Raw genomic sequence first — 14,153 nt, forward strand, 5'->3', positions numbered from 1 at the left:
GGAGAACCCATGGATGCCAGCCTTGTTCGGGAGAGCCCGTTTCTGACCGGCCATCACCAGCCCACCCGGATGGAGGTCGACGCCCCCGACCTGGTGGTCCGCGGTCAGCTACCGGAAGACCTGGCGGGGGTGTTCTATCGCAACGGCGCCGAGTCGCTGTATCCGCCGACTGACGAGGACTACCACTGGTTCGACGGCGATGGCATGGTCTATGCGTTCTTCATCGAGAGCGGCCGGGTGTCGATGCGCAACCGGTGGGTGCGCACCGACAAGTTCTTGCTCGAACAGGGGGAGGGGCGTCGGCTGTTCGGCGTGCTGGGCAACCCGATGACCACGGATCCGACCGCCGCCGGCACCCGCTACAACACCGCCAACACCAACGTCATCATCCACGGTGGCAAGCTGCTGGCCCTGATGGAGGGCGCGCCACCGGTGGCCCTGGACCCGCGCACACTGGCCACGCTGGGCGAGGAGACCTACGGCGGCCTCATCACCACGACGTTTTCGGCGCACCCCAAGGTCGACCACGCCACCGGCGAGCTGATCAACATCGGCAATGCGGTGCACGGGCTGGGCGGAGACGCGGTGATCCGTTACGACGTCATCGATTTCGACGGTGTTCCGGTGGTCACCGAGTTGATTCCGGTGCCGCACATGACCATGCTGCACACCTTCTTCGTCACCGAGAACTGGGTGGTGTTCCCGGTCATGCCGCTCGAGCTGAGCCTGGCGCGGGCGATGCGCGGCGGTCCCATGACGGCCTGGGTGCCCGGCCGGCCGAGCAAGCTGGGGCTGATGCCGCGGCGCGGGAACGCAGCCGACGTGCGCTGGATCGAGGTAGAGCCGCGGCACATGCTGCACGAGGCGAACGTGTGGGAGGACGCGCAGGGCCGCATCATCGCCGATGTCGCTGCAGCGGAGGGCACCGCACTGTTTCCCGACGTCGACGGCAACCGGGCCGGGCATGCGGAAACCCGGCAAAGCTTGCGCCGCTGGACGATTGATCCGCAGGCAATGTCGGACACACTCAATGAAGAGATCATCAACGATCGCGACATCCAGTTCCCGCGGCCCGACGACCGGTTGATGGCGCAGCGAAGCCGGCACGCGTTCGCGAACAGCAATCTGCAATCACGTGACGGCCGGGTCGACGGCATGGACTCGGCACTGCGGGTGGACACCGTGACCGGGGCCGAGGACCTCTATCACTTCGGCGCAGGGACCGCCGTCGGCGAACTCATCTTCGCTCCGCGGGTCGGAAGCACTCACGAACTCGACGGCTACGCGCTGACATTGGTGCACCGCGCCGACGCCCGGGAAAGTGAACTCGTGGTTTTCGATGCGGCTGACATCGCCGGCGGTCCGCTTGCCAGTGCCGTCATCCCCTTCGGTGTCCCCAGCGGATTCCACTGCAGCTACTACAGCGTGGACGGCCCGTTGTACTCGCAGGCTTTCGGAAACCTCTAGCCGTTCCTCGTTCGCTCTGCGGTGAGGGCGCAGGCTTCTCGTACTTTTGCGCCCCGCACGCAGAGTCACCGGGCGGGATGGCCGTAAAACATCCGTTGACATGGAGAAGTGATCTCTGTTACTAATTAATTATCTGACCGACCAATAGATGGGAAGCTGATGACGCCTGGGGCAGCCGAGCTGACGCAGATCTTCACCACTGCCACGCGGATCAAGGTGTGCGACGAGAAATTCCGTTCTCTGATCCTGACCGGCCAGGTCAGCGCCCAGTACTACTCGCCGCGGGGGCAGGAGATCGTGTCCTCGTCGATCGGCGCACTGCTCCGCCCGGACGACTATCTGGTCACCACCTACCGCGGGCTGCACGACCATCTGGCCAAGGGTGTGCCGATGCGAGAGCTGTGGGCCGAGTTCTTCGGCAAGGCCACGGGCACCTGCAAAGGCAAAGGCGGTCCGATGCATATCACCCACCCCGACTCCGGCCTGATGGTCACCACCGGGATCGTGGGCAGCGGCCTGCCCATCGCCAACGGGCTGGCGCTGGCCTCCCAACTACAGGGCGGCGACCGGGTCACGATCGTGAACTTCGGTGACGGCGCCACCAACATCGGGGCGTTCCACGAGGCCTGCAACCTTGCGTCGTTGTGGAAGCTGCCGGTGGTGTTCTGCTGTCACAACAACCGGTACGCCGAGCACACGTCTTTCGAGGGTGGCACCAGCGTGGACCGGGTGGCCGACCGGGCGGCGTCCTACAAGATGCCCGGCGTACGGGTCGACGGCAACGACCCGGTGGCGATGTACGACGCGGCCCGCACCGCGATCGATCGGGCCCGCGCCGGTGAAGGGCCAACCCTGTTGGAAGCCATGACCTTCCGCTTCTACGGCCATCAGATGTCGGACCAGAACGAGTACATGAAGCCCGGTGAACTGGACGCCGAACGCGCCGCCGACCCGGTGCTCCGGTTACGGGCCGGGCTGATCGAGGATCGCGTGCTCACCGAGGACGAGGCCAAGGCCATCGAGGCGCAGGCAAAGGCGGAAGTACAGGACGCCTTCGAGTTCGCCGAATCCAGCCCGGTTCCCGAGCTTTCCGAGCTGTTGACCGACGTCTACGAAGGGGTATGAGGCCATGACCACCGAAACGGCAGGGACCGAGAGCGTGGAAACGGTCCCGATGCTCGGATTCCAGGCCCTTGGCAGTGCTCTCGACGACGCACTGTCGCGCGACCCGTCCGTGATCCTGCTGGGCGAGGACATCGCCGACCCCAGCGGCGGCGTGTTCAAGGTATCCGCCGGGCTCTCCACCAAGTACGGTGCCGACCGGGTGCGGGCCACCCCGATCAGCGAGCAGGCCATCGTCGGCGCCGCGGTGGGCGCCGCGATCGCCGGCATGAGGCCGGTCGCCGAGATCATGCTGATGGACTTCCTGGCCGTGTGCATGGATCAGGTGTCCAATCACGCCGCGAAGCTGCGCTACATGTCCGGCGGGCAGACCACCGTGCCGTTGACCATTCGGTGCGCTGCCGGTGCCGGAATGCAGTTCGGGGCACAGCATTCCGAGATGCTGGAGGCCTGGCTCACCCACATCCCAGGTTTGAAGGTCGTGGTGCCCAGTAACCCCGCCGATGCCAAGGGGCTGCTCACCGCGGCGATCTTCGACTCCGACCCGGTGGTGGTGGTCGAGCAGAGCCTCCTTTATTTCGCGCCGCCGCAGCCGGTGCCGGTCGGCCATCATGTCGTCCCGCTGGGCTCGGCGGCAACAGTGCGCACGGGCAGCGACGTCACCCTGATCAGCTACGGCAGGCAGGTGCACACCGCACTGGCCGCCGCGGAGGAGCTGGCGCAGGATTCGATCGACGCCGAGGTGATCGACCTGCGATCGCTGGTGCCGTTGGACGAGAGCAGGATTCTGGAATCCGTTGCCCGCACCAGGCACGCCGTGGTCATTCACGAGGCCGTTCGCCGTGGGGGATTCGGTGCCGAGCTCGCCGCGCTGATCACCGAAAACCTGTTCGACGAGCTTGGATCTCCGGTGCAGCGGGTAGCCGGCGCCGACACCCCGATACCGTTCGCGAAGGTCCTCGAGGATGCCTTCATACCGGGTCAGGATGCCATCGTGGAAGCGGCCAAGCGTGCGGTCTCACGGTCGCGCGCCACCGCCGGATCGCCCGGCTGACTTCCGTGGTCCATGCGATCGAGCAATACGCTCGTCAAGACGGGGCCGCGGTGGCGCTATCCGATGGGACGACCTCGTGGACGTGGCAGCAGCTCGATGAACGACTGAACAGTTGTGTGAATTGGTTGCTGGCGCAACATGTTCCAGATGGCGCCCGAGTGGCGGTGATGGGCGCCAACAGCGTGCACGTGGTGCTGGCGCACCTGGCCACCACCTATGCCGGGTTGTCGGCGGTCCCGGTGAACTACCACCTGACTGCGGGTGAGGCGGGCTACATCCTGCGCGACGCCGCCGTGCACACGGTGCTGTGCAGTGCCGACGTGGCGGCCACCGTGCGCACTGCGGATTGCGATGTGCATGTGGTGGACTGGGGAGATCTCGACGCCGTGACGGCGCAGTGTCCCGACGCTGAGCCGCCCGCGGGCATCGCGCCGGTCAAGCCGCTGTATTACACCTCGGGCACCACTGGCTACCCGAAGGGCGTCGAACTGCCCGACCAGATGTTTCCCGGCGGGAATTCGATGGCCGAATATGTGCAGCGCGTGATCGATTCACCCCTTCGCACACCCGGCAGGCAGTTGGTCGTGGCGCCCATGCATCACACCGGACCCATGGCGGGTGTGCGCGGCATCCTGGCGGGTCAGCCCTTGGTGATCCTGCCGAAGTTCGACGCCGAGCAGGTGCTCGCCACCATCGACCGGGAGCGCATCGGGGCCACGATGATGGTGCCGACCCACTTCTCCCGCCTGCTGCAGCTGCCGGACGGCACCCGCAACCGCTACGACATCAGCAGCATGCGCAGCATCGTGCATACCGGCGCGGCCTGTCCGATCGAGGTCAAGCGGGCCATGATCGAATGGTTCGGTCCGATCCTGGTGGAGGCGTACGGCTCCACCGAGGCCGGCACCGTCACCTTGATCAACTCGGCCGAATGGCTGGCACGCCCAGGTTCGGTGGGGCGTGCCATGCCGGGATACGAGCTGAGCGTCCGCACCGAGGAAGGCGAGGTCCTTCCCCGCGGTACAACGGGATTGGTCTGCGTGCAGTCCAGCGTCGGGCACCGCCCCAGCTATCACGGTGATCCGGACAAGACCCGCCGCAGCTATGTGGCCGACGGGGTGTTTGCGCTCGGTGAGATCGGCTACCTCGACGACGATGGCTATCTGTATCTGACGGATCGGGCCTCTGACATGGTGGTCAGTGGCGGGGTCAACGTGTATCCGGCCGAGTCGGAGGCGGTGCTGCGCCGGCATCCCGCCGTCGCCGACGTGGCTGTCATCGGCATTCCGCACGACGATCTCGGCGAGCAGCTGTGTGCCCTGGTCGTGAGCGCCGGCCCCGAGGTCGAACCCGAGGAGTTGGTCGCGTGGACGCGAGAACGCCTGGCGCACTACAAATGCCCAAACCTGATCGAGCTCGTCGACTTCGATCTGCGTTCGGTGATGGGGAAGCTGAACAAGCGGCAGCTGCGGGACCGGTATCTGGCCCGGATGGTCGCTGCCACGACGTCGGCCGGGAGGTCCTGATGGACAACGCCGGGCTGACGCGTGACACCCCGTCTACGGAGTTCGCGTTCACCGAGGAGCACACTGCGCTGCGGACCGTGCTCCAGGAGTTCTTTGCCGGTGCCGCCGAGACCAGTTGGCGCAGACTGCTGTCCGAAGTCGGGATCGACGAGATCGTTTTCGACACCATGGAATCCGCGGCCACCGCCGTCGACTTGGCGATTGTCGCCGAGCAGGCCGGCGCAGCGCTCTTCGGCGGCCCGTTACTCCCCAGTGTCGCCGCGGGAGTACTGGCCGCAAGCGTCGGAGACGCGGCGCTGGTGGCCCCATTGCGCGACGGGAGGCGAACGGTCGCCTCCGCCACGGATGCCCAGATGAGCACCAACCCGTCTGGTGGCGTCGACGTGAGGGCTGCCCCGGTGTGGAATGCGACCGGAGCCGATTTGGTGGTGATCTCTGGAACTTTGGACGGTGCGCCTGCGGTAGCTCTGTTCACCGGTTCCGCCGGGGCGGTGGACGAGCTGTCCGGGCTGGATCTGTCCCGGCCACTGGGGAGGTTGTCCGTCGAGACAACGCAACCGGAGGTGCTCCTTCGCGGAGACGAGGCCGTCGCAGTGCATACCGTGACGGCGCAGCGGGCCGGCCTGGTGATCTCGGCCGAGTTGCTCGGAGTGGCTCAGCACGTACTGGACTCGACCGTCTCCTACGTCGGCAAGAGAGTCCAGTTCGGCCGCACCATCGGCTCCTTCCAGGCGGTCAAACATCGTCTGGTGGATCTGCTGGCCGCGGTGGAACTCACCCGTTCGGCCGTCTACGGGGCAGCCTGGCGGCTCAGTCGTGATCCCGGCTCGTTGAGCACCGACATCGACCTGGCGGTGGCGGCGCTGCTGTCCCGGCAGTCGGCACTCGCGGTCACCAAGGCCGCCGTCCAGCTGCACGGTGGCATCGCGATCACCTGGGAACACTGGGCACACCGCTACCTGCGGCGAGCCAATTCGGTTGTCGCGCTGACCGGTTCGCCCAATGAGTGCAGGCGCCAGCTCGCTGACCTGATCGATCGACGGGATGGTGACATTGTCTGAGCAGGTGAACGACGCCGATCTGCGCGACGAGGTCGGCCGCTGGGTTGTCGAGAACTTTCCCGGCGTCACCGAAACCTGGTATGCCGCACTTGGGGACCGTGGCTACACCGTTCCCCACTGGCCGCGCGAACACGGCGGACTCGGCTTCACCGAGCAGCAGGCCGCCGTGGTGCGGTCGGTCCTGAACGAACACGGCGCCGGGTTACCCGACCACTACTTCGTGCCGCTGATGCTGATCGGCCCGGCCCTCATGGACTGGGGCACCGCCGAACAGCAGCGGAAGTACCTGCCCGGGATCGCGGCCGGCGCGGACATGTGGTGCCAGCTGTTCAGCGAACCCGGGGCGGGATCGGACCTCGCCAGTCTGGCCACCCGCGCGGTGCCCGAAGGTGATTCGTGGCGGGTCAACGGACAGAAGGTGTGGAGTTCGTTCGCCACCGAGTCCCGCTACGGGATGTTGTTGGCGCGCACCGATCTGGATCAGCCGAAGAACGCCGGAATCACCTGCTTCCTGGTCGATATGGCCTCTCCGGGTGTGGCCGTGCGGCCGCTACGCCAACTCACCGGCGATGAGCACTTCTGCGAGGTGTTCCTCGAGGAGCTGGTGTTGGGACCCGAGACGGTACTCGGGAAGGTGAACGATGGATGGCGCGTCGCCATGACGACCCTGAACGCCGAACGTTCAGGGCTCTCGGAAACCTCGAGCGCCAGCGGCATCCGGTTGGCGCCAGTGCTCGATCTGGCACGGCGCAACGGAGGCTGGACCGATCCTGTGGTTCGGGACCGGCTCGTGGATCTGTTCGCCATCGAGCACGCGCTGGGTCTGACCAATCTGCGGTCGATCGCCGAATCCCGTACGCCGGGAGGCTCACCGACTGGGTCGATCACCAAGCTGGTGCTGTCTGAATTGTCCCAGGAGATCAGCGAACTCGGCTTCGAGTTGGGTGGGCCAGAGGCGGCGTACTGGGATGGAGCGATACCGTCGGAGACGCACGCGCTGCTCGACAGCCGTCGGTTCACCATCGCCGGCGGAACGTCCGAGGTTCAGCGCAACATCGTCGGCGAACGAGTGCTGGGCCTGGACCGCGAGATCGATCCGGGGCGTGGCAAGCCTTGGCGTGAACTGCGGCGCAGCTGACATGCCGACCGTCACCGTCCGACCCTCGGGGATCACGTTCGAGGCCTGCCAGGGGCAGACGGTGATGGCTGCCGCGTTGGCAGCGGGCCTTCGGTGGCCGACGGTGTGCGGCGGAAACGGCGACTGCCTGGTCTGCCACGTGGGCGTGCTTCAGGGAGCACAGCACCTGGCAGAGCCGTCGGCGACCGAAACCGAAGCGGTGCGAAACCTCGCCGGCGATCGGGGCGGGCGCGGCGAGCATGTGCGGCTGGCCTGCCAGGCGGGCGTGCTGGGAGACGTGGTGGTCGAAAAACGTGGGGTGCGTAAGCGACGCAACGAAGTTGGACAGGAGGAGTTGGGTGGCTGAGCTCATCGATCCCGGCATCATGGAGGTCATCGACGGCCGGCTCAGGCTGGTCGGCGGCTGCTGCGGCGACTGCGGTGAGATCGAGTTCCCGCGCAAGCAGTCATGCCGTGACTGCGGTGGGGTCGACATCGCGGGTGTGCCGCTGGCCGATCATGGCGTGCTCTGGAGTTGGACTGTGCAGCGGTTCCCGCCGCCCAGCCCGCCATACTTCGGCGCCGCAGACGAATTCGAGCCGTTCGGTGTGGGCTACGTGGAACTCTCCGGAGAGGTGATTGTGGAGGCACGGCTGACCGAATCGGATCCCGATCGGTTGTGGATCGGTATGCCGATGGCTCTGTCCGATATCGATGTGATCACCGAAACCGGAGAATTAGCGCGGACGTTCGCGTTCATGCCGGTTGAACCGCGAGGGGATCGATCATGAACTCCGTAGCGGTCATCGGCATCGGTTGCCGGCCCTTCGGGCGCTATCAGGACACCTCGGCGCGTTCGGAGGCCGTGGCGGCCGTCCGGCAGGCGCTGGCCGACGCGTCGGTGACGTGGCCGCAGATCGAATACGCCGTGGGCGGCAGCATGGCCGCCGGGTCGGCCGACACGCTGGTGTCCGATTTGGGGTTGACGGGCGTTCCGTTCGTCAACGTCCTCAACGGCTGTGCGACGGGCAGCAGTTCGCTGATCTCGGCGATGCACACCATCGAGGCCGGGGCGGCGGATCTCGCGCTGGTGGTGGGCTTCGACTCGCATCCTCGCGGCGCATTTTCGATCAACCCCGCCGCCTTGGGCCTCGGAGAGTGGTATGGCCCATCGGGTCTCGCGCTGACGTCGCAGTTCTTCGCGCTGAAGATCCAGCGGTACCTGCACGAGTTCGGCTTGCCGGAGCGGTTGCTTGCCGAGGTTGCGGCCAAGGCGTTCCGCAACGGATCGCTCAATCCCAATGCCTGGCGCCGCAAGCCGCAGTCGGTGGCCGTGGTCGAAGCGTCGATGATGCTCTCGGATCCATTGCGTCAGTACATGCTGTGTTCGCCGGGTGACGGTGCGACCGCGCTGGTGTTGTGCAATGCCGAGAAGGCCAAGGAGTTCACCCCGCACCCTGTGTACGTCGCGTCGTCGGCGGTGCGAACGCGCCGTCCCGGCTCATTCGAGGTGCTCAGTCCGTCGCTGTCCGTTCGCCGGGGCGTCAGCCCGACCGTCGATGCCGCGGCTGCGGCGTTCGAGCTGGCCGGCATCGGGCCCGACGAGGTCGACCTGGCGCAGTTGCAGGACACCGATGCGGGCGCGGAGATCATCCACATGGCCGAGACCGGCCTGTGCGCCGATGGTGAGCAGGCCGAGCTGATCGTCTCCGGCGCAACCGAACTCACCGGCCGGCTGCCGATCAACACCGACGGCGGATGCCTGGCCAACGGAGAGCCGATCGGCGCCTCCGGCCTCCGGCAGATCCACGAGAACGTCCTGCAACTGCGTGGCACCGCGGGGGAGCGCCAGGTGCTCGGGCAACCCAGGGTTGCGCTGTCCCACGTCTACGGTGCACCGGGCCTCAGCGGTTGCACGATTCTCACCAGGTAAGGGCGCGCGATGAAAGCGACCGTCGACCCGTCCGCTGAACCCGCCCGAAAGGTTTAACGCCGTGGAGATCAAGATGCCCAAACTCGACGTGACGATGACCGAAGGTACGTTCCTCGGTTGGCTGGTGCCCGACGGGACGGCCGTGGAGGAGGGGGAGGACCTGTACACGGTCGGCACCGACAAAGTGTCCGCTGACGTTCCGGCGCCCAGTCCCGGGGTACTACGCTACGGCTCGGCGAAGGAAGACGAGACCTATGCAGTGGGAACCATTTTGGGCACGCTGGAGGTATAGCGGCGCGGCACCGGTGCCCGCGCCACGTCGGGCATCAGGTCGTCTGATCCCGGCACGCCAGGGCAGCCGCCACGAACTCGTCCCGCATCGGATTGTCGGTCGTGGCGTTCCAGATCAGCGTGACCCGGGCCGGCCCGAGGTCCTCGATCGGCACCGCTCGCACGTCCGGACGACGGTAGTAGGCAGTCGCGGATCGCGGCAGAATGACGAAACCCTCACGTGCGGCGACATGTTCGAGTTTGTCCTCCATGGTGCGGAACTCCTCGCGCGGCGGTGCCCAACGCTGACCGGCCACGGCCGCCGACAGCCATTCCGGCAACATCGCCGGGTCCGGCAACAACAACACCCTGGACGTGAGGTCGGCCAGTCGCAGTGACGCCCGGGTGGCCAGGGCATCGTCAGCCGGCAGCACCGCATCCATGGGTTCTTCCAGCAGCGGGGCGCTGCCCAGCCCGCGGTGGTCGACGGGTTCACGTGCATAGACCACGTCCACTTCGCCTGACCGGACCAACTCAGCCTGCTGCTGCCACGGGATTTGGCGTATCACCGCGCGGCCCTGCGGATTGCCCGCTTCGAATGCCGCGGCCGCTGCCGTCGCACGCAGCCCGGCCATCACCCCGACCGTCACGGTCACCGTGCGTCCGGCGGCCTGGGTCAACCGCTGCCGCAGTGCCTGTGCGTCGTCGAGCAGAACCTTGGCGTCCTGCAGAAGCTGGGCACCGGCACTGGTCAGTTGGGTGCCGCTGCTGCCGCGGATGAACAACTGAGCGCCGAGCTCACTCTCGAATGCCCGGATCTGTCGCGACAACACCGGCTGGGCGATATGCAGGCGCTGCGCGGCACGCCCGAAATTGAGCTCATCGGCCACTGCGATGAAATACCGCAGCTTGCGCAGATCGAGGTCTGGCGTGCTCATGCCCTGAGGGTATCGCCGTCCGACCAAAAGAGTCTTGGACGACGAACCCGAGGCGAACACACAGTGGACTCATGAACCTCAAGAACGCACGCGTCTTGATCATCGGCGGTACCTCCGGCATCGGTCTGGGAGTGGCGCAAGCGGTGGCTGATCGAGGCGGCATACCGATCGTGGTGTCGCGCAACCGGTCCAACGTCGACCGAGCGCTGACCGGACTCGGCGAGAACGCCCGCGGACTGACCGTCGATCTCGATGATCCCTCGTCGCTCGCGCATCTCGTCGACGAGGTGGGGGAGATCGAGCACCTCGTATTCAGCGCAGGCGAACCACTCACCATGGTCGGCCTGGCCGATCTGACCGCCGCAGCGATCACCGAGTTCATCGGCACCCGGTTCGTCGGTCAATTGCAGACGGTGCGGGAGTTCGCTCCCCGGATCACGCCGGGCGGGTCGATCACGCTGACCAGTGGCACGGCCGCCGAGAAGCCCGGGCTGGGGGTGCTGCCCACCGCCATCTGCGGCGCGATCAACGCCATGACCCGAGCACTGGCAGTCGAACTTGCGCCGTTGCGGGTCAACGCCGTCGCCCCGGGGCCCATCGAGACGCCTCTGTGGTCGGCACTCGGCGAGGCCGATCGCGACGCCGTATACGAGCAGTTCGCGAGCAATCTCCCCGCCGGCCGGATCGGTCAGCCGGCCGACACCGCACTGGCGTACACCTACCTGATGGAACAGGAGTTCGGCACCGGCGTCGTTCTCACGGTCGACGGCGGTACAACGCTGGTCTGATCGGGCTTGGTGTGACGCGCGGTCACGGCTTGAGCAGCGCGACGACCTTGTCCTCCAGCGCCACCGGATCGGCATTCGGATCGGCCGCTTCGGTGTGCGGTAGGTCGACGTCGGGATCGGCGAAATCGCGGTAGGTCTTGTCCCCGGCCAGTGTGGCCAGCAGATACCCGGTGAGCAGGGCCCGGACGATCTTCTGGGTCTCGCGGTCGGCGCCGGGCAGCCCGATGAAACGAGCCAGCCGGCGCCCCTCGACGAGGCCGCCGGCCTTGGCCTTGCTGACCGTCCGTAATGTGGCGCCGTTCCAGGCCCGGGCCAACTCCACGGCGTTCGAGCGCAGCGTCATCGGGTCGCCGGGGTCGGTGAGGATCAGGCCGGGCACCCGCAACGCCGACGCGGGTTCTTCGGCCTGTGGCTTGGTCACGGTCGGAAAGAGCGACACCACTGCTTTCGGGCGGTGCGCGTCACCTGCCATCCCGGCAGCGGCGAAGACTGCGGCCGATCCGCCGAAGCCGTGCCCGACGACGCCTCGCTTGCCCGGATGCACGCTGATCTTGCCCGGTCCGAGCCGCACGCCGGTGATGATCTCCAGTGCCGCACCCAGGTCGAAGGCCAAATTGAGGACCGACGGAGCCAGCCCCTTCTCGGTGTCGGGTGCTGCGGCCACGATTCCCCACGAGGCGAGATGCTCCAGTGTGCCCGTGTAGTTGCCGGCCTGGGCCATCCAGTCGTGGCCGAAGACCACACCGGGCAGGTTCAGGCCGGACTCCGGGGTGTACACCACGCCCGGCATCCCGGCGAAAGCCAGGTCGCCGCGCAGAACGCGATGCGGCCCCCGGCGGGACAACCCTGCGAAAAGCTTCTTTGTGCTGGCCACGCGTTGACCGTAGCGCAGCGCGCCCAATCGGGGCCCGGGTGCGGACACGGTGATTTGCGTCAACCGCCGTCGCGCAGAATCGGGTCACGGGCCCGACTGCACTACCCTGGGACCCTATGTGTGGAATCGTCGGCTACGTCGGGGCGCGCCCGGCCCGAGGCATCGTCGTCGACGCGCTGCGCCGGATGGAATACCGCGGCTACGACTCGTCGGGCATCGCGTTGATCGACGGCAACGGCGGCCTGACGGTACGTCGCCGGGCCGGCCGGCTGTCCAACCTCGAGACTGCCCTCGCCGAGACCGACGATGGCGTGCTGAGCGGTAGCACCGGCCTGGGTCACACCCGCTGGGCCACCCATGGCCGGCCCACCGACCGCAACGCGCACCCGCACCGCGACGCGGCGGGCAAGATCGCCGTCGTCCACAACGGCATCATCGAGAACTTCGCCGTCCTGCGCGCCGAGCTGGAAGCCGACGGGGTGGAGTTCGCCAGCGACACCGACTCCGAGGTGGCCGTGCACCTGGTGGCCCGGCAGTACCGCGACGGCGCGACCGCCGGAGATTTCCCGGCCTCCGTGCTCGCCGTCCTGCAGCGCCTGGAAGGCCACTTCACCCTGGTGTTCGCCAACGCCGACGATCCGGGCACGATCGTGGCCGCGCGCCGGTCCACCCCGCTGGTGGTCGGCATCGGCGACGGCGAGATGTTCGTCGGCTCCGATGTGGCGGCATTCATCGAGCACACCCGCAACGCCGTGGAACTCGGCCAGGACCAGGCCGTGGTGCTGACCGCCGATGGTTACCGCATCACCGACTTCTTCGGCAGGGACGATCTGCAGGCCGGCCGCGACTTCCGGGAATTCCACATCGACTGGGATCTCGATGCCGCCGAAAAGGGTGGCTACGACTACTTCATGCTCAAGGAGATCGCCGAGCAGCCCGCCGCTGTCGCTGACACCCTGCTGGGGCATTTCGTCGACGGCCGCATCGTGCTCGACGAGCAGCGCCTGTCCGATCAGGAATTGCGCGAGATCGACAAGGTCTTCATCGTCGCCTGCGGTACGGCATACCACTCCGGGCTGCTGGCCAAGTACGCCATCGAGCACTGGACCCGCCTGCCCGTCGAGGTCGAGCTTGCCAGCGAGTTCCGGTACCGGGACCCGGTGCTGGACCGCAGCACGCTGGTGATCGCCATCTCGCAGTCCGGCGAGACCGCCGACACACTGGAAGCGGTGCGGCACGCCAAGACGCAGAAGGCCAAGGTGCTGGCCATCTGCAACACCAACGGCAGCCAGATCCCGCGCGAGGCCGACGCGGTGCTCTACACCCGGGCCGGGCCGGAGATCGGCGTGGCCGCCACCAAGACGTTCCTGGCCCAGATCGCCGCGAACTATCTGGTGGGTTTGGCCTTGGCGCAGGCCCGCGGTACGAAGTATCCCGACGAGGTCGAGCGCGAGTACCACGAGCTGGAAGCCATGCCCGATCAGGTGAGCCGGGTGTTGGCCGGCATCGAGTCGGTGTTCCAGCTGGCGCAGCGGTTCGCGACGTCGCCCACGATCCTGTTCCTGGGCCGCCATGTCGGCTACCCGGTGGCGCTGGAGGGTGCGCTCAAGCTCAAGGAGCTGGCGTACATGCACGCCGAGGGGTTTGCCGCCGGCGAGCTCAAGCACGGCCCGATCGCGTTGATCGACGACGATCTACCGGTGATCGTGGTGATGCCGTCACCCAAGAACGCGCAGATGCTGCACGCCAAGCTGCTCTCGAACATCCGTGAGATCCAGGCACGTGGTGCGGTCACCATCGTCATCGCCGAGGAGGGTGACGACACGGTGCGCCCCTACGCCGATCACCTGATCGAGATCCCGGCGGTGTCAACGCTTTTCCAGCCGCTGCTGTCGACCATTCCGCTGCAGGTGTTCGCTGCCGGGGTGGCCCGGGCTCGGGGTTACGACGTCGACAAGCCGCGCAACCTGGCCAAGTCCGTCACCGTCGAGTAGCCGCGCCAT

General features: G+C 66.9%; 14 protein-coding genes. 12 read left to right on the forward strand and 2 right to left on the reverse strand.

The window, feature by feature from the left end; translation table 11 throughout:
- The first annotated feature begins 9 nt into the window (after window positions 1-9).
- The 10 genes from ACZYZF_RS10890 to ACZYZF_RS10935 all read left to right on the forward strand — a co-directional run bounded on the left by ACZYZF_RS10890 (window position 10) and on the right by ACZYZF_RS10935 (window position 9,572).
- Window positions 10-1,467 (forward strand): carotenoid oxygenase family protein, encoded by a 1,458-nt coding sequence (locus tag ACZYZF_RS10890; protein ID WP_463835648.1) that lies wholly within the window; start codon window positions 10-12, stop codon window positions 1,465-1,467.
- 159 nt (window positions 1,468-1,626) lie between these two features.
- Window positions 1,627-2,592, forward strand: coding sequence for a thiamine pyrophosphate-dependent dehydrogenase E1 component subunit alpha (locus ACZYZF_RS10895; RefSeq protein WP_463835650.1), 966 nt, complete (start codon window positions 1,627-1,629; stop codon window positions 2,590-2,592).
- 4 nt (window positions 2,593-2,596) lie between these two features.
- Window positions 2,597-3,643 (forward strand): alpha-ketoacid dehydrogenase subunit beta, encoded by a 1,047-nt coding sequence (locus tag ACZYZF_RS10900; RefSeq protein ID WP_463835651.1) that lies wholly within the window; start codon window positions 2,597-2,599, stop codon window positions 3,641-3,643.
- Between the two features lie 5 nt (window positions 3,644-3,648).
- Window positions 3,649-5,169, forward strand: coding sequence for an AMP-binding protein (locus ACZYZF_RS10905; protein ID WP_463835652.1), 1,521 nt, complete (start codon window positions 3,649-3,651; stop codon window positions 5,167-5,169).
- Window positions 5,169-6,230, forward strand: a complete 1,062-nt coding sequence (locus ACZYZF_RS10910; protein WP_463835654.1) for an acyl-CoA dehydrogenase family protein — start codon at window positions 5,169-5,171, stop codon at window positions 6,228-6,230. Before ACZYZF_RS10905 ends, ACZYZF_RS10910 begins: the two co-directional genes overlap by 1 nt.
- Complete coding sequence (locus tag ACZYZF_RS10915; RefSeq protein ID WP_463835656.1) at window positions 6,223-7,368, forward strand: acyl-CoA dehydrogenase family protein; 1,146 nt, start codon at window positions 6,223-6,225, stop codon at window positions 7,366-7,368. The genes ACZYZF_RS10910 and ACZYZF_RS10915 overlap by 8 nt, the downstream gene beginning before the upstream one ends.
- A gap of 1 nt (window position 7,369) precedes the next feature.
- Window positions 7,370-7,714, forward strand: a complete 345-nt coding sequence (locus ACZYZF_RS10920) for a 2Fe-2S iron-sulfur cluster-binding protein (RefSeq protein ID WP_463744880.1) — start codon at window positions 7,370-7,372, stop codon at window positions 7,712-7,714.
- Window positions 7,707-8,138: a Zn-ribbon domain-containing OB-fold protein gene (locus ACZYZF_RS10925; RefSeq protein ID WP_463835657.1), complete on the forward strand. Its 432-nt coding sequence runs from the start codon at window positions 7,707-7,709 to the stop codon at window positions 8,136-8,138. The genes ACZYZF_RS10920 and ACZYZF_RS10925 overlap by 8 nt, the downstream gene beginning before the upstream one ends.
- Complete coding sequence (locus ACZYZF_RS10930) at window positions 8,135-9,280, forward strand: thiolase family protein (protein ID WP_463835658.1); 1,146 nt, start codon at window positions 8,135-8,137, stop codon at window positions 9,278-9,280. The genes ACZYZF_RS10925 and ACZYZF_RS10930 overlap by 4 nt, the downstream gene beginning before the upstream one ends.
- A 61-nt stretch (window positions 9,281-9,341) precedes the next feature.
- Window positions 9,342-9,572, forward strand: coding sequence for a biotin/lipoyl-containing protein (locus tag ACZYZF_RS10935; protein WP_463744877.1), 231 nt, complete (start codon window positions 9,342-9,344; stop codon window positions 9,570-9,572).
- 34 nt (window positions 9,573-9,606) lie between these two features.
- Here the strand turns inward: ACZYZF_RS10935 and ACZYZF_RS10940 are convergent, their stop codons facing one another.
- Window positions 9,607-10,488, reverse strand: coding sequence for a LysR family transcriptional regulator (locus tag ACZYZF_RS10940; protein ID WP_463835659.1), 882 nt, complete (start codon window positions 10,486-10,488; stop codon window positions 9,607-9,609).
- A 71-nt stretch (window positions 10,489-10,559) separates the two neighbouring features.
- Here ACZYZF_RS10940 and ACZYZF_RS10945 point away from each other — a divergent pair, with 71 nt between their 5' ends.
- Window positions 10,560-11,276, forward strand: a complete 717-nt coding sequence (locus ACZYZF_RS10945) for an SDR family oxidoreductase (protein WP_463835660.1) — start codon at window positions 10,560-10,562, stop codon at window positions 11,274-11,276.
- A 22-nt stretch (window positions 11,277-11,298) separates the two neighbouring features.
- Here ACZYZF_RS10945 and ACZYZF_RS10950 read toward each other — a convergent pair whose 3' ends face one another.
- The gene (locus ACZYZF_RS10950) at window positions 11,299-12,150 is read right to left on the reverse strand and encodes a dienelactone hydrolase family protein (RefSeq protein ID WP_463744874.1); all 852 of its coding nucleotides are present in this window, start codon (window positions 12,148-12,150) and stop codon (window positions 11,299-11,301) included.
- A 116-nt stretch (window positions 12,151-12,266) separates the two neighbouring features.
- Here ACZYZF_RS10950 and glmS point away from each other — a divergent pair, with 116 nt between their 5' ends.
- The gene (gene glmS, locus ACZYZF_RS10955) at window positions 12,267-14,144 is read left to right on the forward strand and encodes a glutamine--fructose-6-phosphate transaminase (isomerizing) (RefSeq protein ID WP_463835661.1); all 1,878 of its coding nucleotides are present in this window, start codon (window positions 12,267-12,269) and stop codon (window positions 14,142-14,144) included.
- Window positions 14,145-14,153 lie beyond the last annotated feature (9 nt).

The organism is Mycobacterium sp. IDUB_24 (assembly GCF_055419385.1).